16 protein-coding genes are annotated in these 25985 nt (G+C 46.1%); 14 read left to right on the top strand and 2 right to left on the bottom strand.

What is annotated here, in order from left to right:
• Window positions 1–160 precede the first annotated feature (160 nt).
• Window positions 161–8554, top strand: a complete 8394-nt coding sequence (locus HMPREF9624_RS05955) for an MSCRAMM family protein (protein ID WP_009536967.1) — start codon at window positions 161–163, stop codon at window positions 8552–8554.
• A 190-nt stretch (window positions 8555–8744) separates the two neighbouring features.
• Here the strand turns inward: HMPREF9624_RS05955 and rsmI are convergent, their stop codons facing one another.
• Window positions 8745–9617, bottom strand: coding sequence for a 16S rRNA (cytidine(1402)-2'-O)-methyltransferase (rsmI, locus tag HMPREF9624_RS05950; protein WP_009536966.1), 873 nt, complete (start codon window positions 9615–9617; stop codon window positions 8745–8747).
• A 314-nt stretch (window positions 9618–9931) separates the two neighbouring features.
• Window positions 9932–11041, bottom strand: a complete 1110-nt coding sequence (locus HMPREF9624_RS05945; RefSeq protein ID WP_009536965.1) for an AAA family ATPase — start codon at window positions 11039–11041, stop codon at window positions 9932–9934.
• Between the two features lie 267 nt (window positions 11042–11308).
• Between HMPREF9624_RS05945 and HMPREF9624_RS05940 the strand changes: the two genes are divergently transcribed.
• The 13 genes from HMPREF9624_RS05940 (at window position 11309) to HMPREF9624_RS05875 (ending at window position 25535) form a co-directional block, all read left to right on the top strand.
• Window positions 11309–11869 carry a glutathione peroxidase gene (locus HMPREF9624_RS05940; RefSeq protein ID WP_009536964.1) on the top strand — a complete coding sequence of 187 codons (561 nt, stop codon included), beginning with the start codon at window positions 11309–11311 and terminating at the stop codon, window positions 11867–11869.
• 156 nt (window positions 11870–12025) lie between these two features.
• The gene (locus HMPREF9624_RS05935) at window positions 12026–14248 is read left to right on the top strand and encodes a methyl-accepting chemotaxis protein (protein WP_009536963.1); all 2223 of its coding nucleotides are present in this window, start codon (window positions 12026–12028) and stop codon (window positions 14246–14248) included.
• 257 nt (window positions 14249–14505) lie between these two features.
• The gene (locus tag HMPREF9624_RS05930; RefSeq protein WP_009536962.1) at window positions 14506–15414 is read left to right on the top strand and encodes an AraC family transcriptional regulator; all 909 of its coding nucleotides are present in this window, start codon (window positions 14506–14508) and stop codon (window positions 15412–15414) included.
• A 57-nt stretch (window positions 15415–15471) separates the two neighbouring features.
• Window positions 15472–15741 carry a type II toxin-antitoxin system HicB family antitoxin gene (locus tag HMPREF9624_RS05925; RefSeq protein ID WP_009429718.1) on the top strand — a complete coding sequence of 90 codons (270 nt, stop codon included), beginning with the start codon at window positions 15472–15474 and terminating at the stop codon, window positions 15739–15741.
• Between the two features lie 229 nt (window positions 15742–15970).
• Window positions 15971–17359 (top strand): dihydroorotase, encoded by a 1389-nt coding sequence (locus tag HMPREF9624_RS05915; protein WP_009536961.1) that lies wholly within the window; start codon window positions 15971–15973, stop codon window positions 17357–17359.
• 129 nt (window positions 17360–17488) lie between these two features.
• A complete protein-coding gene (locus HMPREF9624_RS05910) occupies window positions 17489–18211 on the top strand; it encodes a dihydroorotate dehydrogenase electron transfer subunit (RefSeq protein ID WP_009428620.1) in 723 nt (240 codons plus the stop codon).
• Window positions 18205–19113 (top strand): dihydroorotate dehydrogenase, encoded by a 909-nt coding sequence (locus tag HMPREF9624_RS05905; RefSeq protein ID WP_009536960.1) that lies wholly within the window; start codon window positions 18205–18207, stop codon window positions 19111–19113. Before HMPREF9624_RS05910 ends, HMPREF9624_RS05905 begins: the two co-directional genes overlap by 7 nt.
• Before the next feature lie 117 nt (window positions 19114–19230).
• A complete protein-coding gene (pyrF, locus tag HMPREF9624_RS05900; protein WP_009536959.1) occupies window positions 19231–19995 on the top strand; it encodes an orotidine-5'-phosphate decarboxylase in 765 nt (254 codons plus the stop codon).
• A gap of 143 nt (window positions 19996–20138) precedes the next feature.
• On the top strand, window positions 20139–20774 hold the full coding sequence (gene pyrE / locus HMPREF9624_RS05895) for an orotate phosphoribosyltransferase (RefSeq protein WP_009536958.1): 636 nt from the start codon (window positions 20139–20141) through the stop codon (window positions 20772–20774).
• Window positions 20775–20903: 129 nt separating this feature from the next.
• Complete coding sequence (gene pyrB / locus HMPREF9624_RS05890) at window positions 20904–21827, top strand: aspartate carbamoyltransferase (RefSeq protein WP_009536957.1); 924 nt, start codon at window positions 20904–20906, stop codon at window positions 21825–21827.
• Between the two features lie 232 nt (window positions 21828–22059).
• Complete coding sequence (locus HMPREF9624_RS05885; protein WP_009429674.1) at window positions 22060–22491, top strand: aspartate carbamoyltransferase regulatory subunit; 432 nt, start codon at window positions 22060–22062, stop codon at window positions 22489–22491.
• A 126-nt stretch (window positions 22492–22617) separates the two neighbouring features.
• Complete coding sequence (gene malQ / locus HMPREF9624_RS05880) at window positions 22618–24120, top strand: 4-alpha-glucanotransferase (protein ID WP_009536956.1); 1503 nt, start codon at window positions 22618–22620, stop codon at window positions 24118–24120.
• 8 nt (window positions 24121–24128) lie between these two features.
• Window positions 24129–25535: an alanyl-tRNA editing protein gene (locus HMPREF9624_RS05875; RefSeq protein WP_009536955.1), complete on the top strand. Its 1407-nt coding sequence runs from the start codon at window positions 24129–24131 to the stop codon at window positions 25533–25535.
• Window positions 25536–25985 lie beyond the last annotated feature (450 nt).

Below are 25985 nucleotides of genomic sequence, written 5' to 3'. Positions count from 1 at the left end.
AGAAAAGCACACTAATTTAAATATTTTTAATTAGTTGAAGCGTAAAAATCCGGTCTTGTTTTTAAAGCAAAAAAACCAGTCAAAAAAGACGGGTGAAACTATTAACGGGTATACTGCAGGAGGGAACCGGCAGTATCGATTTGCTCTAAGGATGGGTAATATGAGACGTGTATTTTCCTTATTTTTGGCGTTAATGATTGTGATGCAAAGCATCATAGCAGTGGGAGAGGAGCAGATTCCGGTGCTCGCAATGCAGGATTCGGAGCAGGATTTTGTTTTGAATCCGCAGGGAGAAGACAGCGGAAGCGGCGAAGCTTTCGTAGGAGAAGGCGGAAGTGCCGAAGACTTTACTCTTGCGGAAAAAGAAGCTCTTACGGAAGGATCCGGAGAAAGCTTTGAGGATTCCCTTTATCAGGGAATGAATGCCGAGAGCAAAAAGGAAAAAGAGAAAAACACATCCGATCCGGAGCAGGATTTGACCAGTCCTTCCTATATGGAAGCCAATCAAATCAAAAGCTTCAAGTATGAGGATGAGGAGATTACGGTCAATGCCACTCTTTCCGTGCCGGAAAGCCTGCCGAAGGGAGTGGTTTTTCTGGTGCGCCCGATTAAGGAAGAAGAAAGACCGGAGCAATACAGTGCCTATACTGAAGCGCTTACGGAGCATGAGGAGGACTTCCGGGCGGGGGACCTGCGCCTATATGATATAGGCTTCTTTTTGACGGAAGAAAAAACGGGAGAATACGAGGAAATCGAGCCGAACCGGGGAACGGTCGATCTGAAATTTTCCTTTCGTAAGCCTCTGGAAGGAAAGGGAGAGCTTCAGGCGACGCATTTACCCTTAAAGAAGGAAAAGAAGGAAGACGGCATCAGTACCTTGGATATTCTGGACGTGAAGAAGGAGGATATCGAGGTAGAGGCGCTTTCCGTAAAAGAAGGAAAGAAGTATCTCGGCGATAAGCGGGACAAGCTGGAATTCAGTTTGGACAGCTTTTCCGTTGTTTCCTTTTATAGGGCGGGTACAACAGGAGAAGAACGAATCAGAAAAGATGTCAGCTTTAGTCTGAAAAATCTTACCGGACGTCTTAGTGGTGAAACGACGGATTCCGACTTCACCGCGACGGAGGCAGGCGGAAAGACGAACTGGAAAATCAACAAGAGTTATAACCCTCTGAATCTGGATACGGTGGAAATGTCACTTTACTTTGAAGTGAAGAATAATCGAAGCATTAAAAATGGAGATACCATTCGGATTCCGTTTCCGGAACTTTTGCAGGCCGTGCATGTGAATCCCTCCCCGACGGATCCCTCTATTGCAGACAGCGGTGTATACAACAAAGACGGGAAGAAGGTTTTTCAATACGAAGTTAAGAAGGTAAGCAATCATTACGAACTTCAGTTGCAATTCACCGAGGGAATAGAGGATGAAAATATCCGGGATATTTTGAAAAATATCCCTTTAAAGTTCCGCTTAAATCCTGACAAGATTAAGGCGGAGGGAGAGACCTCCGTAGAAATCAATATCCCGGGAAAGACACATGTGATGCAATTTCCGGCGATTCCGGAACTCATTTCCGGCGTAAAGAAGACCGCTGAAAATCTCCAAAAGGAGGGAAAGATTCGGTGGACGATTGAAGTCGGAACGGAAAGCAAGGGCGCGAAACTGAATGGCCTCACCGTGACAGATATTTTTGATGAAAATCGTTTAAAATTCCTGGATGCGGAGTGGCAAAATCCGGCGACAAGCTCCAATATCAACATTAAAGAAGCCATAGAAGAAAGCAAGAATACAAAGGGTACTTATTCCTTTACTTTCCCGAAAGAGGGAGAGCCTATTCGTGCACCGCAAAAAATCATTTTCACGACCGGCTTAACAAAGAAGATCTATACAGATCCGCAAAATGTAGAGCAAAATAAGGTGGAGCTCAGTCATGAGGATCCTTCCCGTCTGGTATCGGATCCGACGAAGACGCATACGGAAGCTGTTGCGGATATGAGCGTCAAGAAAGTGGAGCTGAAAAAAGAAGGCGGTCAGACTGAAGGAAAGTATATCAGCTGGCAGATGGATTTTAATACGAATCGTGCTTATGCGCATAAAGTGGCGGTTGTGGATAGTCTGAGTTCCGGGCTGATTGTAGACGAAGTGCAGGGAATCAAGATTGAAAGTCTGAACGGACCGAAGAAAATCCTTATTCTAAACCAGGGAAACCGGGAGAAAAGCATCCCGGGCGGCGGATCCGACGGGCATGCGAGCACGGTAGACTATGTCATTTCTCCCAGCAATATCGGAGGAGGAAATGAGCTTAGGGTGAATTTCGGAACCGGCTTTGATCAGGCTTATCGCATCAGCTTCCGGACCAAGGTGGAGGAAGGCGCAGAGGAGCCTTCCGCTACCGGAGCACAGGTTAAAAATACGGCTCATGTAGAGGTGGAATATCCCCTTTCGGACGGAGGCTCTTTCGGTGTGACGCAGATTCCTTCGATTGCCAACGTGCCCTTCCACAAAGCTTTTATCAAGAAAACGGCAGGCAGTTGGAATAAGGATAAGGCTCTTATGGGCTGGAGTCTGGATGTATCCACAAGAGGAGACGACTACGATAAAGCGATCGTTACGGATAACATCACGGGAGACAGTGCCTTAGCGGATCTCAGTATTTCTTACAAGGGTACGGACATTTTAAGGGATGAACCCGTAGCGAACTTTGACAGTGCCGATAAGACGGATACGATAGTAAGCGGGGGAGTAAGCCTTGCGAATCTTACTGTGCGCTATACGCCGAGTGCTACACCCAATACGGCCGGCGGTGTGCTGCAAATCACAGCGGAAAAAGTAGGAAGTTCCGTGCCTTTGGACTTGTCCAAGCTGAAAATAAGCTACCATACAAAGGCATTGCATTATATCGGGCACAATAAAGAGGCCCATGAGTATAAGAATAAAGCTACACTGGCTATTTACCAGGGAACATTACTGCGGCATGAAATGCAATCCGAGGAGGTAAAGCAAAGCCATTCAAACGATCTTCTGAGGAAGGAAATCAAGACTTTTTACGATGATCAGGAGCAGAGAGCGTATTTCCATTTCACCATTAACGCAAACAATGACGAGTATAAGGGTCTGGAAAACGTGGTTCTTACGGACGACCTCTCCACTATTTTTAAGTTTAGAAAGAAGGACGGAACGGGGGCGACTGCACTTTCGGCAGAGTACTTCACGATAACCGATTCCAACGACCCCAAATATCCGACAAAGGCTATTATTCATAAGGCGGGCGGCGAGCAGAAGCTTTCCGCATCCGAGCTTACGATCGATGATACGCATAAGTTGGTAAAAGTGGCCTTGAATCAGCCTTTAGAGAACCGGCTGGAACTGGATGTTTATGCCTATTTAAATGAAGAAGGGCGGAAGCGCCTCTATCAATTTTCCGGTACGGACTCGCTGCAGGATATGGAAATCTACGCCGGAAATACGGCGAAACTGGAGTCCACGACTTTCCCGACGAGTCAGGTTAGTAATCCGTCCAATACGGCGGTGACCGTGACGGCGGAAGGGCATGCAAACACGGAGAATTTATGGAATGAAATCCTGAAAAAGACGGGAAAACAGGGAGAAGAGGCGGGAAAAAAGACCAATGTCGTTAATTGGACGGTGAAAATCAACCCGCTCGGAGCAAAGCTTTCCGGCTCCTGCATTCTGAGGGATGAAATTCAGGATAAAACCTTCCTGGATTTGGATTCCGTGCAGCTTTATGAGGTCGGGCACGTTTCCGGAACGGCCAAGTTGCCGGATACCCCGGAGGGGCTTACTCCGCTTCCCAAGGGCACCGGAGTCTGGAAGGCGGAGCGAAAAAGAAATTATACGAGTGCTTCGAAGGAAGCGTATACCACGGCATTGGAAATTACCCTTCCGAATAATACGGATAAGAGTTACATCCTGACCTATAGAACCTATATTAAAATGGTCAAAGGAGAGAGTGCCATAACGCGGGCGGAGAATACCATAACGGATAAGGGCCAGAGTAAGAGCATCGCCATAGTGGATTTGAATAAAAATATGGACTGGAGTTCCTCCAGCTCTAAAGTGCAGTTTAATATGAAGAAGGTGGATTCTCTTTCCGCAAAGCTTCCGCTTGCAAAGGCAAGATACGGACTCTTCTTAAAGGACGATTTGTCTGAACTGAATACTGCGCTTGCCGCTTCGGATGACGAGAAAGTTCTGGGTCTGGCAGAAGATATTCAGGATACCGATGACAAGGGAGAAATCAGCTTAGCCGGAGATCGGAATAAGGAATACTATATTATGGAGCTAAAGGCTCCCGCAGGCTATAGTCTGGATAAGACACAGTACGGAACGTATCGGATTAACACCGGAGAAAAATATTTCAAGGATATCTATCCCCTTACCCGGAATATACTTGGAATAGAGGAGAAAAAGGGAGAGCTCTTTACAGACGAGCGTGAGCGTAAGACTTACAAGACAGGGGAACTGACGATTCAGAAGCATTTTGAAGAGCATGCTCTAAGTTTTACCTCGCGTTATACCGGAAAAAATCAGGGAAACCGAAATAACTATACAGCCGTTTTCAAGTTGTCCATTTTCCCGAAGAAGAATGACAATACGGAGAAGCGCGTTTTAAAGTTAAAGAAGCTTTCTGAAGGGGAGTATCAGTATGCCGACTTAAATGCTGCAGATACCGTGGAAGAGCTTCAGACTGCGCCTTCCGTAAACGGAGTAGCCAATCTGCGCTTTAAAGACCTCCCCTGGGGAAAGTATGAACTGGAGGAAATCAAGACGGAAGAGGGCTATACACTTTCGTCGAAAATTCAGTTTGAAGTAAAAGACAATCAGGGTGCAGGAGAGAACCAGGCGGAAGTAATTTATAACGGGGCCACCATTACGGCGCCGATTGCGATGCAGAACTATCCCTCTAAGTTCAGTTTTGAAAAGTGGAATGAAAATAACTCCGTAAACTTGAAAGAGGGAGAGTTCCGTTTGCGCGGAAAGAAGGAAGACTTCTTAAAGGGGGACGGAGCGGCGACTTATACCCTTGTGGAAGACGGGGCAAATGCTTACATCACAATAGATAAAAACAATCTTACGGGGAACGGCTTCAGTTTGGAAGGCGTGTTGAAAGCAGACGGAAAAACCAAGTACACAATCGAAGAGATGAGCGCACCGAAGGGCTATGAAATCGGAGCGAAGGGCGGCTTTAGCTTAAAGGCCGACGGAAGCGGTATTGTACCTGCAGGCCCGGAGAATCTGGGGAATTTTGGAGTAGCCGGAAATACCTTAAAGATGAAAAATCAGCCGACTTCCTTCAGTTTTGATGAGAAAGATCAAAATAACTATGCCGTTTTGGATACCGAATTTGTGATCTATCCTTCTAAGGAGCATGGAGAATGGCTAAACTTGCCCCCGATTACTTCTTGGACAAATAATACCGTTAACAAGCTGGAAGCGGACGGCTACTACCGTCTGGAAAGAAAGCAGCAGTCTATCCTTTACGTACAGAGTAAGAATCAGCAAGGAGAGAACAGTGATTACGTTCTTTTTAAAGTAAGTCCTGACGGAAAAAGCATGGAGAAGGTCAAGGAAAGAGGACTTTCCGGAACGGTTTCCGCAAATAAAAAGACGCTGACGATTCGGGCAACCCGTGTTCTGGCACATGCTACTTTGCAGAAGCTGGATGCACTTCCGACCACAGAGGGCGGTACGGATTTTAAAGCTTTGGCGGGGGCGGAGTTTACGCTTTATCAGGTGAAGAATTCCGATCGTAGGCTGAATGCGGAGGGACTCGAAGCCTACTACGGAAACAAGCTGAGTATCACTCCGGATTACTTTAATTTCCTGGCTAGATCCGAAACCGAAAATGCAAAAGCTCTGGGCGTATACACTACGGATCAGGACGGAAAGATTACGACGAAAAAGCCCGCTAAAAAAGAAGTCAACAAGGTTTATGAGTCAAAATCCCTGACGGAAGGCCTTCCTGTCGGTGTGTACTATTTTGTAGAGACAAAGGAGCCGACCGGCTATAGCCTGCAGAAAGAAGGCGCACAGAAAAAGAAGTATGTCTTTATTGTGCGAAATGCCGATCAGGGACAGGAGTTGAAGGCCCAGTCTTTAAAATCCCGTCTTGATGTGGAAGATGGCATTCCGGCAAAAGAGGAAGAAGGGATTGCGCAAAATGATCGTATCCCGGGAACTTTAAAGCTGATCAAGGTGGATTCTCACGATGCAACGAAGAAACTTAGCGGTGCCAAGTACGGCCTCTATACCGACGGTGCAAGCGGAAAGGTAGCGGTACAGAGGAACGGTGCAGACTATACAGCGATTACGAACGGAAACGGAGAACTGCAGTTTACCGGACTGGATTGGTATAAGAATTACTATATTAAGGAGTTGCAGGAGCCGAGCGGCTATTTGATTGATGACGATTTTTACGGGAAATCGCATGAGAAGAAGCCTTTTACGTTTTCTGCTACAAGTCTTTCCGTAACAACACAGCAAGAAAACAGTAAAAACGGAATTCAGATCAGTATGTTTGGCATCGATCCTTTGCTATCCTATTCGCCGGAAGATAAGAAAATAGAAAACTGGGAAAATAAGGAAGCAATGAAATCGTATAGCTTCACGATTTCCGGAAATTTCCGTGACGGATCAACGGAGAAAACGTATACGACAGGAAGCAGCGGAACGGAATCGGGGGCTGTGCTGATTTCCGGAGACCTTCTTGCCGGACAGGTCTATACCATAAAGGAAGGAACTATGCTTCCCTCCTCTCTTCGTCCGATGAAGGATTTGCAGTTTAAGATCAACAATAAGAACCGTATAGAGCTTATCCAAGCGGATAAGAGCATCATTTCCCATGTGGACAGGAATTACCTGGACCTTGCCAGGGAGCGTACGGCTTTACAGTTTTCCGCAAGGGTGGAACATCAGGAACGCGTCGGAAAGACGGAAGCTTTACCGCTTTACGGTATTTCCTACCTGCTTTCCGAAGACTCGGCAGGACTTCAGGCTATTCCTGCGAATCTGAAGCTTACGGTAAATGGAGATAGAGTCAACACGCCGACAGCATTTACCACCTATAAGATAGACTCCGCTGTCCGGACAGGAGAGATTCGTGCCGCCAAGCGAAACGGATATCGTCCCTATGCCGAAGGAAGTTTAAGCATCTTCGGACTGGAAAGAGGAAAAAGCTATTATCTTCGTGCCAGTGCAAGTAATTTAGCGGAAGACCCGGATAGCAGGAAGAATCTGGATCTTTCCCCGGACGGCATCGGACTCTACAAGATTACGGTGGCTTCCGACAGCAATATTACGGTGGAAAAGGAAGAAGACGGAGCAAAAGAAAGTTTTAGTCCGGGAGAAGAGCCTGTTTTCACATACGGATTGAAGAAGGACAAAATTGCCTTCCATACGACGGACTTTAAGACCAGAACAAAGGATGTCGGGGAGCAGAAATATGCCCTTTACATGAAGAAAGACTGGAGCCTTAAGGATTTGTTGAAAGGGGAGAAGGGAGAAGATGACAGCATAGAGAAGGGGACCGAATATCGTGAAAGGGTGCCGAAAACCGTTATTTCCTATCATGGAGAGGACTACCTTTTACAGGAAGTTTTTGAAAATGATGCGGACGGAAACCTCGCGATAGAGAACCTGACTCTGGCACAAGACTATCTGCTTTTAAACCTTTCCGAAGAAAGAGAGTATGAGAATCCGAGTATGGAGACGGCTTTCCGTATTGTGGAAGAAACGGACGGAAGCAGAACAATGCAGGTTCTTTCCTATGGAAGAGACCTGAGAAATCCGACTCGTCCCAGATACCAGACGGCATTTTCCAAGGGAGAAGAGCTGTACATTCGCAGAACAAAGCGAGATTTGCAGACCGATCTCTACTATCCGATGAATGAGGAAGGAGTCTTGGGAGAAGGGGAAGAAATGATAGAGAAACTGACATTCCAGTGGCTGCTTTATCCGAGAGAATCCCATGGCGGAGGTAGTCCGCATGTCAGCAAAACCGGAAGGATTCCGGGGAAAAAACCGAATGGCGGTGAACCGGGAGTGGAGGAGACACAGCCAAACAATCCTGCAGTAACGGATGATGTGGAACTGATTTTTGTCGGTTTGGATAAAAACGGAAATCCGATTTATTTCCCCAAACGCTTATTGCATCCGGAAATCATCCGCTATTTGCAAAAGTACGGATTGCCGCATAAAAGTTCCCAAACGCCCATTTCCAAGAAGGGGAGAATCATCAGACCCAAGAAGAAAAAGGGAGAAATCGGCGGCGGCTATACCAGGGATGAGATTGCAGACCGTCTGGCGGAGGTACTCGGTTCCAGCAGGACATTAAGCCAAGAAGACCTGGATGAACTGAATTACATCGGAGAAATCCTTGGTGCGATGCGAAGAGGACAGATGGATATCTATGGCAGATGGGTTGCTACCGGAGACCGGAGCCAATTGCCGGTTTATCTCGGAATGTGTGCGCTCAGTGCCGTTCTTTTGGAAGAGTACTTAAGACGGAAGAAAAAAGAAAAGCAAGAGGCATAAAGAGTCATAAAAGGGGCTGTAAAAAATCAAAATAATTTTCTTAGCAATATAGGTCTGAACTTGGGCACGCTCTCGCTAGCTTCGCCACGTAACGGATACTAAGCGAAAAACTGCGTTTCTCTTGTTTTTCGCAAGTACCGACGGGCTCAGACTACCCCGCATTCAGACCTATATTGCAAAAATCACTTTATTATTTTGATTTTTTTACAGCCCCTTTTATGAGTTTATAGACATCCCGCTTTCCCATTCCGCGGTCTTTTGCAATCTGCTTTAGAGCATCTTTTTCACTGTAACCCTCGTTAAGATAATACTCAAAATGTTCTTCCATCGAGAGTTCCTCCCACTTGGCCTGCGCTTCCTCTTTCTTCTTCTCACGGGATGCTCCGGCAAGGACCAGAACATATTCTCCTCTGGGTTCTTCCTCTTGGTATTTCCGAATGGCGTCATCCAAACTGAAATACAGCACTTCTTCATGCTTTTTGGTCAGTTCCCTGGCAAGACTTAAAGCTCGATTTTCCTGAAAAGCCGCCCGAAGGTCTTCGAGAGTTTTCTTTAAATGGTGCGGGGCCTCATAAAGAATTATCGTTCGTTCCTCTGTGCTCAGGCTCTCCAAAATCGCCTTTCGTTCCTTTTTATTGCTCTTTTCCGTAGGGAGAAAGGCCTCAAAGACAAAGCGTCTTGTACTCAGAGCGGAAAGTGTCAGGGCAGTCACAAAGGCGGCAGGGCCGGGAAGACTTTCTACGCGGATACCGGCGTCAATTGCCTGCCGTACCAGCTCTTCTCCGGGGTCGCTGATGCAGGGAGTGCCGGCATCGGTGATGAGAGCAATATTTTCCCCTTTTAAAAGACGTGAGACGAGTTCCCTCGCTTTTTCGACCTTGTTAAACTCATGGTAGGCGGTCATCGGCGTTTTAATTTCGAAGTGATTTAAGAGCTTAATGGAATTTCTTGTATCCTCTGCGGCAATGCAGTCCGCCTCTTTCAGCGTGCGGAGCACACGGAAGCTGATATCTTCCAGATTTCCTATAGGGGTGGCACAAAGGCTTAATGTTCCGCTTTCCATGACTTAAGAGAGCTCCTTTCCGAGTAAAGGGGATTGGCTAAAGTTTCAGAATGAATAGTACTACAGTTCAGGGCGATTGCCCAGTCCTATACGGTGGAAAATGGAGTTCTCGCGAACTTCTTTCTTTAAATAGCATTCATGTAAGAAAAAAATCCCTATGGATTAGAAGAGAATAGGCAAGCTGCCAATACTCTGTACAGCCGGATTGGGGCAAAAAAATACCCCGTTGGTTTCCCAACGAGGCATCAAAGATTATAATGTTTTAATTTGAGAACTATTATTCTCCACAAAACTAAATGCTTCAGGCGTTTTTGTCATTGAAGACCTTCATCTTCCCACCCCATTTCCAACTCGTCCAAAAGGGAATCCTGCGGAAGCGAGGCAAACACATCATTCTCGACCGCACAGCGTAAAGAGTCTGTATTTCGTTTCAGTACATCCGATGCAGAAACAGCAGAAACCTGATATACACCTTCCTCCAGATGCTTACGCAAAAACACATAACTATGTTTCGGCAGGTTCAAATCCAACATATCTGTATTATGCGTTGTAAAAATCAACTGTTCATCGTCTCCGGTACGATCCAGCATAATACCGAAAATCCGTTTTTCAATATCGCTCTGAATATAAGAAAAATGTTCATCACAATAATAGAAACTGCTTTCTTTTGTCGCCATTGCAGCAAGGAACATTGCGACATCTATTCCTTCTGCTGTACCACTGGACAGTATCTCCCGATTCAGTAGTTTACCTTCCTGAATGATGATTTCCGTTCCACCGCGCCGAATAATAAAGGTATCCTTCAAATCTTTTGATAAACTAACGTCCTGCAATGTAGGATCAAGCGTTCCAATAACAGCACGCAGTGTCTTCAACAAAATGATTTTATTTGCACCTGTTAGTTTCAAAGATTTTTCTATTTCAGGATATGCAAAACGATATCGAACAGCACCTACCAGCTTCTTAAGTGCTGTAGCGGTTCTGGTTGCCTCTATTGTTTGATCTTTCAGCTTCTTTACACATTTTTCATACGAATCCATCGTATCAATGTCTGCGGTCTGATACTGAATGTCAATCTCCTGATTAGAAGTATCAATCTGAGCTGACAACCGCTGCAGGCGGTAATCACCATTTACAAAATCAATACTGAAGTATCCCTTATCGCCTGAAACCATCTCATACAGCGGTGTTGGATTTCCATCAGTCATATATCCGAAAATACGAAGCAAAGCCTTTCCAAGGCTGGTCTTTCCTGTAGCATTAGCACCCATAAGAATTACAGCCTTCTTATAGCGAAACCGCTCTCTTCCTTTCAGATATTCCTGATCGATAATCGAATTGACAATCTTTTTGGGATAACTGAAATTGATATGAAAATCATTGAATCCATAAATTCCCTTTAGCTCAAAGTCTAATACGATCATGTCAGAGTCTCCTTTTCATTATTTCGCTTTATCCGAACTAATGATATCCTATTTAAAAGAGCATTTCAAGGACAATAGTCACTTATCAAAACTCTTGACAGGAGAAAAATATTGCTTATAATTAAATTGTAAACAATTAAAAGTTGCTGTTTGCTTTATACCCCATCTCGTATATCGGGTAGGGGAGAGAGTGGAAGCAAGTGTGCATGGCAAATATTTTCAAACAAAAGCAGTACAGAGTTGTAAGAATCAAAAAGGAGGAACAAAATGAACATTTATGATTTTTCAGTACCGATGGTAGGGGGCGGAGAGCTTTCTTTGGCAGAGAATAAGGGTAAGGTTATGCTTATCGTGAATACGGCAACCGGCTGCGGATTCACGCCGCAGTATGAGGATCTCGAGAAGCTTTATGAGGAGTATCATGAGAAGGGCTTGGAAATCATTGACATCCCTTGCAACCAGTTTGCCGGACAGACTCCGGGAACCGATGAAGAGATTCATGAATTCTGTACCTTAAACTATAATACCAAGTTTCCGCAGATGAAGAAGTCGGATGTAAACGGAGACAATGCACTGCCTCTTTATGCTTTCTTAAAGGAGCAGAAGGGCTTTTCCGGCTTTGGGCATAGTCCGAAGGGGCTTGCCATGGCGGCAATGTGCCTGACAAGAGATGTCAACTATAAGAAGAATCCGGATATTAAGTGGAATTTCACGAAGTTTTTGGTCGATAGAGACGGAAATGTTGTGGAACGTTTTGAGCCGACGGCGGATATGGGAGAGGTAAGGAAGAAAGTGGCAGAACTGATTCATAACGAGTATCGCTCGTAAAGCGTGTGATATCTCGTTTAAGCTATAAAAAATCTACTATATAGCAAGCCCGTAGTATAAGATTTTCCTATATTTCTTATTCTTTTCCTGCTCTCCGACGAAAAAATAAGGAGTCAGCGGATACAGCTGTGTTTAGCATCAGAGGAGAAGAAGAAAATGAATAAGGGAGTGGAACGAAAGAAAAAACCAGCCGGTCCTAAAAAGGCCGGCTTATTCCATAGCTTGCGTTTAAGCAGCAAAATGTCGATTTTACTTGGCCTTTGCTCGGCGATAGCGCTAATTGGGTCAGGCTCTATTTTGATTGATATCAGTAAGAGAAGCATGGAAAAAAGCATTGACAGCAATATGGTGGACAAAACCCATATGGCAATCAATGATATTCAAAATATACTCTACCAAAATCAGGTGGTTGCCGAAACGATTAAAGAAGGAATTTCATCGGCCTATGAGACGGAGGAAGAGGTGGGAGCGGCTCCGGCCAAAATCTGGAATGTTGTGGATGGTAAGGGTGATCCGGTTTCTGCCAAAGCGATGGGGCCCGCCACGTTTCAATCTCGTATAAGAAACGTTGCCATTCCGGCAAACCTCTACAACGCCGAATCCTCTATGTTGGACGCGCTTTACGCGGCGGTAAACAGTGATGACAGCATTTTTGGGGTAGGGATTTATTTTGATAAAGATGCCTTTATTCCGGGAGTGGATGATTATTCTTTGTATCTTACGAAGGAAAATGCGAAAACAAGAACGATACAAACCTATTCCGCAGGATACCAGGAAGAAGAGGATTTCAAGCATTTAAAAGAAACGAAAAAGCTTAGTGTTAGTGGAATTTATCAGGATGCCTATACCAAGGACTGGGTATTTTCCATTATGGTTCCCATCGTCATAAAAGAAGAGTTTAAAGGATATGTTCTTGTGGATATGAAAATGGACGTTTTCGAACTCTTGCAGCAGAAGGACGAGCGTTTTCCTTCTTTAGCTATAGACTTGGCGGATAATGAAGGAAATATTGCCTATTCCATGGATGCGGATACCATTGCCAAACCCTTAAAAGAAATTATGCCGGAGGAAGCATATAATGCTCTTGAAACAAAGAAGGAAGAAGGAAAATCCTTTACTACCGTGACCTCCAGTGCAGACAAGGGAAATGTAAAACGGTATATTGCGCCGGTAGAAGTGGGAGACTCCGATTGGTGGGTGACTGTAAGCCTTTCCGAGGCGGAATACAATGCCACCCTGATGACCTTGGTTAAAACGGCGTTGTTATCCAATATCCTCGGTGTATTGATTTTGGTTTGTCTTACGCATTTCCTGATTCGAACCTCCTTGGCACCCTTAAAGAAAATCTCTTCTGCGGGTGTGGAAGTGGCTAAGGGAAATTTCGATGTAGATATTCAGTACAATAAGAAAGATGAGATTGGAGAACTGGCAGAGAGCATGAGAGAAATCATGCAGAGAATTCGGGTGATTATTTCCGACCTGCAGAACAAACTCAGCGAACTGTCCAAGGGAAACTATCGCGTGGATATGGAGGATCAGGAGTATTATGCCGGTGCTTATGCACCGCTCTTACAGTCTCTTCGGGACATTCGTGGAGACTTATCCGATACTATGAAGGAAATTAAGAATTCCGCAGAACAGGTAAAGGCGGGATCGGAACAAGTGAGTAATGCAGCCCAGTCTCTTTCCGAGGGGGCTACGGAGCAGGCATCCTCCATCGAAGAACTCTCCGCTACAATGGTTGACATTTCTCATAAAATTGACAGTACGTTGAAAATCACCGAGGAAGTAGCTCAGTTAAGCAATGATGCGGAAAAAGCCGTCAATGTCAGCACCGATAAGATGGATGAGATGGCAAAAGCCATGCAGGATATTACGGTAAAATCCCAGGAAATCAGCAAAATCATCAAGACCATTGATGATATTGCCTTCCAAACCAACATTCTCTCCTTAAATGCCGCTATTGAGGCAGCCCGCGCAGGTGAAGCCGGAAAGGGATTTGCCGTTGTAGCGGATGAGGTAGGTAATCTTGCTCAAAAATCTGCAAAGGCCGCTCAGAATACCGGCAGCTTGATTGCCGAGGCAATTGATGCAGTGGAGAAGGGTGCAAAGCTTTCCGGGGAAACAGTTCAATCTTTGGAAGTGGTTTCCACGCAAAGTAAGAAAATCAATAGTATGATCGGGAATATCTCTCAGGCGTCGGATGAACAGGCCAAGGGGGTAAAGCAGGTAAGCGTGGGAATCGATCAGATTTCCTCCGTGGTACAAAACAATTCCGCTACGGCGGAAGAAAGTGCCGCTGCGTCTGAAGAACTTTCCGGACAGGCACATACTTTAAATGAGCTTATGAGTAAATTTCAGTTAAAGGAAGAAGAATAGTTTTAACGATTCGCTTGCGGCTCTCTGGATAAAAGCCTCTTCCTATGATAAACTTATAGCTACACTTCGATGGAGGTGTAGCTATTTTTATGCATTATGAAAATATTATGCATTATGAAAATTTTATGCATTGTGAAAAGCGTGTTAGCTTGTCTATAGCGAACCTATCGCATGAACGGCTCGACATTTATTCATAACGAGTATCGCTCGCAAAGCGTGCGGTATCTCGTTTTTAATACGGGGAAGGAGAGGGAAAAATGAAAACGGAACAAAACACGACCTCTTCTATAAGTTTACCCGTTTTGTATAGCAGTCTCAGCGGAAAAAGAGAGCGCCTGGCGGTAGAAGCGACCTGGCATGATTATGATGAGCTGATTTATTTCCAAGAGGGAGAATTTCAGCTTTACTTGAACCTGAAAGAAAAATTAATCAAGGAAGAATCTCTCTACTTTATCCCGAGAGGCTGTTTCCACAGGCTTTATGCGACATCGGATAAGGCGGTTCAGCATTCTCTTTGCTTTCGCTTGGAAGATTTTTCTTTTGCAGAAGGGGATTTTTTGGAGCAGGATTTTTTTGGACCGCTCAGGAACGGCTCCCGTTTTTTTCCGGAAGATATCAGTTTGAACGATATGGGATTTATTGAGGCGGTGCAAAGCTTTTCTCGTCTGGTGCAGTATTTTCACAAGCACGGGACAAATGATAAGAGTATTGAGGCCAGTAAGAAATATAGTCTTCGAGGTCTGGCACAACATATGTACGTCCGTGCGGAAATGTTGCATCTCTTTGCAACCATGGAGAGTATGGGATTGATTCGGGATAAGAGCCCGCTGGAAGAAGAGAGAAAGACTGAGCTTTTGAAAAACTGTATTCTTTTTATGGAGGAGCATTATAGAGAGAGGCTGTATATTCATGACCTTTCTTCGTTATGTCAATTAAATGAACAGTATTTTACCCGCTTCTTCGGAAACCATGTAGGCATTCCGCCTCTGGAATATCTGAACCGTTATCGGGTGAAAATGGCAACCGAGCTTATGGTGCATACGGAGGAGAAAATTATCGATATCGCCAAGAATACGGGTTTTCATAATCAGGGGAATTTTATTAAGACGTTTAAGACCATTATGGGGGAAACGCCGAATCAATATAGAAAGAGAATGCAGGAATAGCGGAAAAATTTAGAGTAGAATCAGTAAAAGAAATGGATAGAAAGAAGGGAATGAAAAATGACGTATTATTATCCGGCTATTATTCGGAAAAAAGAAGAAGGCTATAGAGTGGATGTGATTGATTTGGAAGGCTGTTTCGGAGAGGGGAAAGATAAGCAGGATGCCTTGGAAGACGCAAGGCACGCCGGGGTAAACTGGCTTCTTGTGGAGTCTGAAGACAGCATGAACTTCCCGAAGCAGACTCACTTGGACGATATAAAACTGAAGGACGGAGAAGAGAAGACCATGCTTGCCTTCCTCATGCCAAAAGAAGGGTGGGATGAGTGAGACCAGATTCCGAAGGAATCTGCTTTGCGAAGCAAAGTGAGCAGTGGACTTCAAGTCCACGCTCAGTCATGAGTGGAGGTGTTTTCAATAGGAAAACACCGGAAGGAGGGAAAGACTTTGCTGAAACAAAGTCTTTTTTTGTATTTTTCAAAGTCCATTTTTCCCCCTTGCCACCCTCTTCTTTTTTTGCTATACTCTTGCAGACATTTGGGCAGGATAGGAGGACAAGGTGAGTAAGGTACTTCTGAAAAATGGCTATGTGTATACGAAAGAGGGAATCGGGAAGGCGGATGTATTGCTTTCCGAAGATAGACTTTTTCTTGATTTTTCTGAAAATGATTTAGAGAATACTACTGTTTACAACTTAGAGGGGAAATTAATTGTTCCGGGCTTTGTAGATGTTCATGTACATCTCAGAGAGCCCGGTTTTTTGTATAAGGAAACGGTGGAGAGCGGAACACGGGCAGCTGCGCACGGAGGGTATACCGCGATTTGTGCTATGCCGAACTTAAATCCGCCGCCATCAAGCGTGGAGAATCTTTCCGTTGAACTTCAGGCAATAGAGAAGGATGCACTCATTAAGGTTTATCCTTACGGTACGATTACCCGGGAACAAAAGGGACGAGGTGTGCTTTCCGATATGGAGGAGATAGCAGAGGATGTGATTGCTTTTTCCGATGACGGAAAGGGCATGCAGGAAGAGGCACTTATGCGAGAGGCTATGCAAAAAGCGCATGCGCTCGGAAAGGCTATCGTTGCACACTGTGAAGATGAAAGTGAACTAAAGCCGGGCGGCTGTATCCATGACGGAGACTTTGCAAAAGCCCATGGCTATATCGGGATTAACTCTGAATCGGAATGGAAGCAGGTGGAAAGAGACCTTCGGCTGTCGGAAGAGACAGGCGCACAGTATCACATTTGCCACATTTCCACAAAAGAATCCGTAGAGCTTCTTCGAAAAGCGAAGGAAAGAGGAGTGAAGGCGACGGGAGAGACCGGACCGCATTACCTCATGTTTACGGACATGGATTTGGAAGAAGACGGAAGCTGGAAGATGAATCCTCCGATTCGAGCAGCAGCTGACAGAGAAGCCTTAATTCGGGGAATACAGGACGGCACGATTGATTGTTTAATCACGGACCATGCGCCGCACAGTGCGGAAGAAAAGAGTAGGGGTCTCTCCCAATCCTCCTTTGGTATCGTAGGACTGGAAACCGCCTTTCCGGCTATGCTCCACAATATGGTTCTCCGGAACCCCTTAGACAGAGAAGAAGCACGAGTAGACAGACGAAAAGCTAAGGCAAAGGTTTCGGAAATTCTTTCTGAGGGAGGGAAGACAGTGCATGGAGCGATTTCCCTCTACAGGCTACTGGAGCTGATGTGCACAAAGCCGAGAGAAATTTTCCCGATTTGCGGACCGAAGTATATCGAGAACGGGGCCGAAGCGGACATTGCGATTTTAGACCTTGACGCAGTGTACAAGGTAGATGTAGAGAGCTTCTATACGAAAGGCAGAAGCACGCTCTTTTCCGGTCAGGAGGTACAGGGCAGGGTGCTGAAGACTTTCTATCAGGGAAGAGAAGTCTATGACAGCGAAAAAGGGATTTTGAAAGCTTAGGAAGACTAAGACTCTGAGGAGCAAGGGCATACCAGGGAAGAACTGTGTTTTCTGAAAACGGTTTACTTTTGGAAAAAACTTTATTATGGGGAAAGAGTTGAGTAAGAGTAAGGAGAGGAGAAAAACTGCATGCAAGAATGCGAGTTTAAGATACTGGAAAACAAAATGATTGCAAAAGAGGTTTTCTTGATGAAGCTGGACGGGGACTGCTCGGAATTTACAGCGCCGGGACAGTTTTGCGAGATTAAGATTCCCGGTAAGTATTTGAGGAGACCGATTTCCGTATGTGATGTTTCGGAAAATACCTTGACACTCATCTATAAGGTTTTGGGAGAGGGAACGGAAGAGCTCTCCTGCATGGAAGAGGGAGAATACCTCTCCATCTTAACAGGACTTGGAAACGGCTACAGCGTGGAGGACGCCCCGAAAAATCCTGTACTCTGCGGCGGCGGAGTCGGTGTTCCGCCTCTCTACTACCTCTGCAAAAAGCTGGTAGAAGCCGGAAAACACCCTTATGTTGCTTTGGGCTTCCGCGCAAAAGAAGATGTTTTCTTTGAAGAAGAGTTCCGCACACTGGGCGTTCCCGTGAATGTGGCGACAGAGGACGGCAGTCACGGACAGAAGGGCTTTGTAACCTCTCTGCTCGGAAATCATAACTATGCCATGGTCTGCGGGCCGGAGCCGATGCTCCGCGCCGTGTATGAAAAGGTAGAGGGAGGACAGTTCAGCTTTGAGGAGCGCATGGGTTGCGGTTTCGGAGCCTGTATGGGTTGCAGCAGGAAAATGAAGTCCGGCATGAAGCGCATCTGCAAGGACGGACCGATATTTGCATGGGAGGAAATCGAATGGTAAGCATCAAAACAACGCTTTCGGGAATAGAGTTGGACAATCCGATTATTCCCGCCTCCGGCACCTTTGCCTTCGGAGAAGAGTTCAAGAGTCTCTACGACTTAAATATCCTTGGATCCATTTCCTTTAAGGGAACGACGGTGGAGGAACGGCCGGGAAATGCCCTTCCCCGTATTGCGGAGTGTCCGGGCGGCATGCTGAATTCCGTGGGGCTCCAGAATCCTGGTGTGAAAAAGGTTGTAGAAGAGGAGCTTCCGCGCCTTGGAAAGTTCTTCAAAAAACCTTTGGTAGCGAACATTTCCGGCTTTTCTCTGGAGGACTTCGCTATCCTCTCTGAAGAGATGGATAAGGTGGAAAATGTCGGCATTTTAGAAGTGAATATCTCCTGCCCGAATGTATCCCACGGGGGTATGGCCTTCGGAACGGACGCAAAGTCCGTGGAAGCGGTTTGTAAAGTAGTAAAGGAAAAGACGAAGAAGCCGGTTTACATGAAGTTAAGTCCGAATGTAACCGATATTACGGAAATGGCCAGAGCCGCAGAGAGCGGAGGGGCAGACGGTCTTTCACTCATCAACACGGTGCTCGGCATGCGAATCGATATTAAGAGAAGAAAGCCGGTGCTGGCAAACAAGGTCGGAGGCTATTCCGGACCGGGCATTTTCCCGATTGCCGTTCGTGCCGTCTATGCGGTACATCAAGCAGTGAAGCTTCCTCTTATCGGAATGGGCGGAATCAGCCGTGCGGAGGATGTCTTGGAAATGATGATGGCGGGTGCAAGTGCGGTGGAAGTCGGGGCGGAGAACCTTGTGAATCCGAGGGTTTGCGAAGAAATCATCACGGAACTTCCAATACTTTGCGAGAGACTGGGGATTAAGGATATACAGGATATTATCGGAATTGTTTAGTTAAAAGCAGTTTAGTTCTATAGAAGAGATAAACTGAATTCGAAAACATAGAAGGCACAAGGTCGAATTCAAGATAAATCAATGAAAATATATAGATAAAAATGGGAAGGAGCCAAAATGGGAAAGGATGTTATGGTAGCGCTGGACTTTCCGAGCGGAGAGAAGGCCTTAGCGTTTTTGGATTTATTTGCAAAGGAAGAAAGAAAGCCCTATGTGAAAGTGGGAATGGAGCTTTTTTACAGCGAGGGACCGGAGATCGTCAGGAAAATAAAGGAGAGAGGACATCAGATTTTTCTGGATTTAAAGCTTCATGATATTCCGAATACCGTAAAGGGCGGAATGCGCTCTTTAAGAGACCTCGGTGTGGACATGACGAATCTGCACGCGTCCGGAGGAGTGGAAATGATGCGACAGGCACTTTGCGGTCTTTCCTTCGAGGAGGGAGAGAATGAAGCTTGTGCTTGCCATGCGGAAGAGGAGAGCTCAAGCTCTGAAAAGCGGAAAAATCGTCCGCTTCTTATTGCGGTAACACAGCTTACCTCTACAGACCAAAGGTGTATGGAGGAGGAACTTCTCATTAAGGAAGAGCTGAAAAAGGTTGTGCTCCACTACGGACAAAATGCGAAGACGGCGGGGCTCGACGGTGTGGTTTGCTCTCCTTGGGAAGCAAGAGAAATCCACGAAAAGCTGGGGAAGGACTTCTTAACGATTACTCCGGGTGTTCGCTTTAAGGGCGGTGACATAGGGGACCAGAAGAGAGTCATGAGCCCTTCGGACGCGAAGGAAGCGGGCTCGGACTACATCGTGATGGGACGGCCCATTACGCAGGCGGAAAATCCGGTAGAGGCCTATAGAGAAGCGGTAAGACAGTTCTGCGACTAAACTTCCTTTCTAAGATAATGGGAAGGCTGAGTTTTATGAATAAAAGTAGAGTTTTGTGAAAAGCCGGAATACAGCGGCACAGCAAGGATTGTCTAATACAGTACAAAATTAGTTTAATAAGTCCATATAGCAGGAGGGAAAAAATGAGAAAAGAAGAAATTGCAGAGGCTTTATTATCCATTCAGGCGGTATTTTTAAGACCGAAGGAGCCCTTTACCTGGGCATCGGGAATTCATTCTCCCATTTATTGTGATAACCGCTTGACCCTCTCTTTTCCGGAGGTAAGAAGAAAGATTGAGGCGGGGCTTGCCGAGCTTGTGAAGGAGCATTTTCCGGAGGCAAAGGCACTTTTCGGGACGTCTACGGCAGGCATTGCCCATGCCGCTTTAACCGCGGAAATCCTGGACCTTCCCATGGGCTATGTGAGAGGCTCTGCTAAGGATCACGGCAGACAAAATCAGATTGAAGGAAAGCTTACTCCGGGTGAACCCGTTGTTGTGGTGGAGGATCTCATTTCCACCGGCGGATCGGTTATCGACTGTGTGAAGGTCTTAGAGGAAAATGGAGCCAAGGTGCTCGGCGTGGTGAGCATTTTCACCTACGGAATGGAAAAGGGAAAGAAGAGACTGAGCGAGGCCAATGTAGTGAATTACTCCCTCTGCGACTTGGATTCTCTCTTGCCGGTAGCTGTTGCAAAGGGCTATATCGAAAAGGAAGAAGAGGCGAAGCTCCTGCACTTTAGAGATAATCCCTCCGATGAGTCCTGGATGGCAAAGTAGAGACGGAAAACGAAGCTGTTCCTTGTGAAGGAAAAAGTTAGTGTTTGTGGAACAGCTGTAATGCATAAGAGCAAATCCTGAAAAAGGATTCTCTATAGATGATGTTTGAGCATAAGAAAGGGTAAAAGGATGGAGAAAAATCGTAGTATCATTAACATTTTGGATCTGAGTATTGAGGAAATTAATGAGCTGATGGCTTTGGCGGATAAGATTGAAGCAAAGCCCGAAGACTACTGGGAGCGATGCAAACATAAGAAGCTGGCGACTCTGTTTTTTGAACCGTCTACAAGAACCAGACTTTCCTTTGAGGCGGCTATGCTGGAGCTCGGCGGTTCCGTCCTCGGTTTCGCAGGGGCATCGAGTTCTTCTGCAGCCAAGGGAGAAAGCGTAGCCGATACGATTGAAACCGTTTCCAACTATGCGGATATCATTACCATGAGGCATCCGAAGGAAGGTGCACCGGTTGTAGCGGCAGAACACACAACGGTTCCGTTCATCAATGCCGGTGACGGCGGACATTTCCACCCGACACAGACCTTGGCGGACCTTCTGACCATTCATAGAACCTACGGCAGAGTGGATAACTTATGCATAGGTGTTTGCGGAGACCTGAAGTTCGGCCGTACCGTGCACTCCTTAATCGATGCCATGCTTCGCTACCCGAATAACCGCTATATTCTGATTTCCCCTGAAGAGCTTCGCCTTCCGGAGTATGAGATTGAGAAACTGAAGGAAGCCGGCGCGGAGTTCAGAGAGACGACGGACCTGGAAGGCGCGATTCCGGAGCTGGATATCCTCTATATGACGAGAGTCCAGAGAGAGCGTTTCTTTAACGAGGAAGACTATCTCCGCTTAAAGGACATCTATGTTCTGACTCCGGAAAAGTTGAAAAATGCAAAAGAAACAATGGGTATTCTTCACCCGCTTCCCCGCGTAAACGAGATTTCCGTTCAAGTGGATAAGGACAAGCGCGCAAAGTATTTCTATCAGACACTTTGCGGAAAGCAGATGCGAATGGCGCTGATTTTGAAGCTTCTCGGATTGGATAAGTAAATATAGATTTATTGATTAAAGATTGTACTTCCATTCATATACTCTTTTCTAAAGGCGCTCTCGCTCGATTCCGACAGAGCGGCACTAAGCCTCGAGCTTCGCTGCGCTTGCTTTCGGCAAGTGCCGGCGTCTCCATACGCTTTAGGAAAAAGAACGAAATAGTATTTTCTGGTAGTATAGAAAAATCCATTTTACTGTAAGATAAACTGTTAAATAAGGAAAGGAAATCATAATGAATATAGATGGAATTGAGAATGGTATTGTTTTAGATCACATTAAGGCAGGCAAGAGCATGCTGGTGTATCAGTATCTGGGACTCCAGAATCTGAACAGTCCGGTGGCGCTCATCCAGAACTGCTCCTCCGGAAAGATGGGAAAGAAGGACATCGTAAAGATTGCGGAGAATATTGACCTTGACTTAAATGTGCTTGGTTACATCGATCCGGGCATCACCGTAAACTATATTCGGGACGGAAAAAGAGTGGATAAGGCTTGCCTATCCTTACCGGAGACGCTGAAAAATGTCCTGCATTGCAAGAATCCGCGTTGCATTACTTCCACGGAGCAGGAGCTTCCGCAGGTATTTAAGAAGATTGAGGGAAAAAATAGGCAGTATCGCTGCATTTATTGTGATACAATTGCGAAGAACGATGAATTTGAATAAACTATGTTTTTAGAAGGAAGGTGTTCATAGCGAAAAAGGCTATGGAAACGCTACAGTCGCATTCGCTAAAGTCCGCTTCTGAAACCGTAGTTTTGGAAGTGGACTTTTTTATGTGAGGGAAAGGATATGAGCAGTTTTCTTTTAGAGCGGAGAAGGGCGGGGATTTTGATGCCTCTGTTCTCCTTACCGGGAAAATACGGAATAGGAAGTTTTTCAAAGGAAGCAAGAGAGTTTGTCCGTTTTTTGAAGGAGGCGGGACAGAGCTATTGGCAGATTCTCCCTATGGGGCCGACAGGCTACGGGGACTCTCCTTACCAGAGTTTTTCCACCTTTGCGGGAAATCCCTATTTTATTGACCTTGATACTTTGGCGGAAGAGGGGCTTCTCTTGGAAGATGAGCTTTCCGACCTTTCTTTTTCCGATTCGGAAGAGCACGTAGATTACGGAAAGCTTTATACGCTACGTTTTCCTGTACTGGAAAAAGCGGTAAAGCGTTTTTTAGAGAAGCTGGATTTGGATACCGCTTCGAGCGGAAGTGCAGAGCATGGCGAAGCAAAAAAATACAGCAAGGAAAACCTTGAGAAAGAGAAAGAAGCCTATAGCGCCTTCCTTTCGGAAAATGCGCATTGGCTTCCGCGCTATGCCGAGTTTATGGCGAAGAAGCTGCCGTATTCCGCCGATTTTCATAAGGTTTGCCAGTATTTTTTTATCAAGCAGTGGAAGAGCCTGAAAGACTATGCGAATAGCTTGGGGATAAAGATTATCGGGGATATTCCGATCTATGTTTCCTTGGATTCTTCTGATGTCTTGGATCATCCCTCTCTCTTTCAGCTTAAGGAAAACGGAGAGCCCTCGGCGGTTGCCGGTTGCCCTCCCGATGCCTTTGCGGAAAATGGACAGCTTTGGGGAAATCCGCTCTATGCGTGGGAAAAGCACGAGGAGGAAGGATATAGCTGGTGGATTTCCAGAATAAGGCATTGTTTCTCCCTTTATGACATCGTGCGAATTGACCATTTCCGAGGCTTTGACGAATATTTTTCCATTCCCTACGGAGATGAAAATGCAAAGCGCGGACATTGGGAAAAAGGACCGGGAATGAAGCTTTTCCGTGCCGTGAAAGAGGCGCTCGGAAAGAAAGAAGTGATTGCGGAGGATTTAGGCTATGTCACGGAGTCGGTGAAGAAGCTTGTTTCAGACAGCGGGTTCCCGGGTATGAAGCTCCTGGAATTTGCCTTTGACTCGAGGGAGAGCGGAGATTACCGTCCGAATACTTGGACCAAGAACACGGTCTGCTATACGGGAACCCATGACAATCAGGTCTTAAAGGACTGGTTTTTGGAAATCCTTCCGGAAGATCGAGAAATGGCGGCAGACTATAGCGGTAGGACTGTAGAAGAGCTTCTTAAGATGGATTATGTCGATTTCTTTATCAAAATGACCCTGGACTCGGTTTCCAACACGGCCATTATTCCCATGCAGGACTATCTGCATAAGGGAAAAGAAGCACGCATCAATACGCCATCTAAACTGGGTAATAACTGGAGCTACCGCTTTGCAAAGGAGGATTTCTCTAAGAGCGTGGCGGAAAAGATTCGGAAAATGACGGAAGAAAGCGGCAGATTGGAATAGGGTTAACGATGTTTAAGAATGCTTTGTATTATCAAGAGGAAAAAGAGAGTTATAAGGCAAAGGTTCTGTCTTGCCTGCCTTTGGAAGGAAAAGAGAAGGCGGCATGGGAGAAGAGAGTGGGGAAAAGCTTTCCCGCTCTTTTTCTTCTGCGGCTTTCCGAAGAACCCTTTTATCCGGAGGGAGGCGGACAGGCGCCGGACAAGGGGACGATAGATGGCGCAGAGCTTCTCTTTGCGGAAAATGTAGAGGATGAGTATATCGTGCATCTTCTTGCAAAAGAGATTCCGGAAGGAACAGAGGTGCTGTGTAAGGTAGACTATGCCTATAGAAGGAGGCAGTCCGAAAATCACAGCGGAGAGCATATTTTCGCAGGGCTCATCAATCGGCGCTTCGGTTACAGCAATGTCGGCTTTCACATGGAGCTTCTCGGGGACAATCCGCATGTCACCGTGGACTTTAACGGAGAACTTTCGGAAGAGGAGCTTTCGGAGCTGGAATTGGCAGTGAATGCCGTGATTCGAAGGAATCTGCCGGTAGAGGAGAAATACCTAGAAGATGACTTCGGGAAAGAGAATTTAAAAAGCCTGCCCGATGCAGAAGACGGGGGGAAAAGTGAGGAGCTGGAGACAAGTGCGGAACAGCTGTCAGTAGAAGAGCCTGGCGGAGGCCTCGAGCGAGAATGGAAGACAAGGGAATTTCGCCAAAAGAAAGCCCTTTCCGGTGCGATTCGAGTGGTCAGCATTCCCGGAGTGGACAGCTGTGCCTGCTGTGGAACGCATGTGAAGAGGACAGGAGAAATCGGACTCTTTAAGCTTCTATCCTTTGAGAAACACCGGGGAGGAACAAGAGTTTTCCTGCTTTCCGGGGAGCTCGCTTTTTTGGACACGCAGAAAAAAGAAAAGCTGCTTTTGGAGGCATCCAGAAAGTTAAGTACCGACTATCAAAACCTTTCCGAACGGGTGGATAAGCTGAAGGAACAGACGGAAGAGGAGAGAGGAAGACGAATCGCCCTTTCCCTGCAGGCAGTAGAGCTGCTTGGAAATTCTTATAAGAAAGAACTGCTTATACAACAAGAAAAAGCCGTTCTTACAGGAAAACCCCTTCGCGGCGAGGGCTTAGAATACTATGGAAAGGAAAAGCTTGCTGTCTTTCATTTTCCGGACTATGAGATGATTCTTCTTAATAAAGCCTGTGAAAGCTTAAAATCCTATGTGGATACGGATTTTTTCTGCTTTTCCAGGAGAGGAGAGAAGGAATGGCAGTTTGCCGGAGCAGGTTGCAGCGGGTTTTTAGAAAGATTTAAGAAATGGAAGGACGCAGGACGATTTTCCGGAGGAGGAAGAGAGGAAATGTTGCAGGGACGCTTTCTGGGAACGGAAGAAGAGCTGAAGGCCTGGGTAGACAGTGCAGAGTAATCTGTACTCTCTTTTTTTAGTATGACGGGCATGCCGTCAATCTGTGGTGCAAGTCCACAAGGGGCGTAGTTGCCGACGAACCCCATAGCGACTCCCAAGGTTTACATCGCGAGGTGTAGGCGAGAAGAAGGGATAGCGAAATCGTAGCCTGACGAACAGAAACCTGATATTAAGGCGTTTACGGCGGATGAGCTGGCTAAAAGCAGCAAAGTCCAAAAGGCAACCGTAACCCGTAGGCGTAAATCAGGCAGGTAGACGAGGAAAGACTGGCAGGCTTATCCCGTGAGGTCTCACAGACGAGGAAACTCGCCGTAGCAACAACGAACTGTGAGAAGTCAGCAGAAGCCGTAGTAGGTATGATTCTGAAATGGATGATACCGAAGGGCTGAACAAGGTAACTGTGTAATCAAATGTATGCCCCATGAAATACCTGACAGCGGAAAGTGCGAA

Origin of the sequence: Oribacterium asaccharolyticum ACB7 (assembly GCF_000238075.1) — a bacterium.
GTDB classification, from domain to species: Bacteria; Bacillota; Clostridia; order Lachnospirales; family Lachnospiraceae; genus Oribacterium; species Oribacterium asaccharolyticum.
The sequence above is the reverse complement of the archived record's forward strand: the minus strand, read 5'-3'. Positions and strand labels throughout refer to the sequence as shown.

What these genes read in the sequence shown, in the direction of transcription:
- HMPREF9624_RS05955 (WP_009536967.1), top strand. Translation starts at nt 161, where the DNA reads ATGAGACGTGTATTTTCCTTATTTTTGGCGTTAATGATTGTGATGCAA.
- HMPREF9624_RS05910 (WP_009428620.1), top strand. Translation starts at nt 17,489, where the DNA reads ATGCAAGAATGCGAGTTTAAGATACTGGAAAACAAAATGATTGCAAAA.
- HMPREF9624_RS05875 (WP_009536955.1), top strand. Translation starts at nt 24,129, where the DNA reads ATGTTTAAGAATGCTTTGTATTATCAAGAGGAAAAAGAGAGTTATAAG.
- HMPREF9624_RS05940 (WP_009536964.1), top strand. Translation starts at nt 11,309, where the DNA reads ATGAACATTTATGATTTTTCAGTACCGATGGTAGGGGGCGGAGAGCTT.
- HMPREF9624_RS05930 (WP_009536962.1), top strand. Translation starts at nt 14,506, where the DNA reads ATGAAAACGGAACAAAACACGACCTCTTCTATAAGTTTACCCGTTTTG.
- HMPREF9624_RS05945 (WP_009536965.1), bottom strand. Translation starts at nt 11,041, where the DNA reads ATGATCGTATTAGACTTTGAGCTAAAGGGAATTTATGGATTCAATGAT.
- HMPREF9624_RS05905 (WP_009536960.1), top strand. Translation starts at nt 18,205, where the DNA reads ATGGTAAGCATCAAAACAACGCTTTCGGGAATAGAGTTGGACAATCCG.
- rsmI (WP_009536966.1), bottom strand. Translation starts at nt 9,617, where the DNA reads ATGGAAAGCGGAACATTAAGCCTTTGTGCCACCCCTATAGGAAATCTG.
- malQ (WP_009536956.1), top strand. Translation starts at nt 22,618, where the DNA reads ATGAGCAGTTTTCTTTTAGAGCGGAGAAGGGCGGGGATTTTGATGCCT.
- HMPREF9624_RS05925 (WP_009429718.1), top strand. Translation starts at nt 15,472, where the DNA reads ATGACGTATTATTATCCGGCTATTATTCGGAAAAAAGAAGAAGGCTAT.
- pyrF (WP_009536959.1), top strand. Translation starts at nt 19,231, where the DNA reads ATGGGAAAGGATGTTATGGTAGCGCTGGACTTTCCGAGCGGAGAGAAG.
- HMPREF9624_RS05935 (WP_009536963.1), top strand. Translation starts at nt 12,026, where the DNA reads ATGAATAAGGGAGTGGAACGAAAGAAAAAACCAGCCGGTCCTAAAAAG.
- HMPREF9624_RS05885 (WP_009429674.1), top strand. Translation starts at nt 22,060, where the DNA reads ATGAATATAGATGGAATTGAGAATGGTATTGTTTTAGATCACATTAAG.
- pyrE (WP_009536958.1), top strand. Translation starts at nt 20,139, where the DNA reads ATGAGAAAAGAAGAAATTGCAGAGGCTTTATTATCCATTCAGGCGGTA.
- pyrB (WP_009536957.1), top strand. Translation starts at nt 20,904, where the DNA reads ATGGAGAAAAATCGTAGTATCATTAACATTTTGGATCTGAGTATTGAG.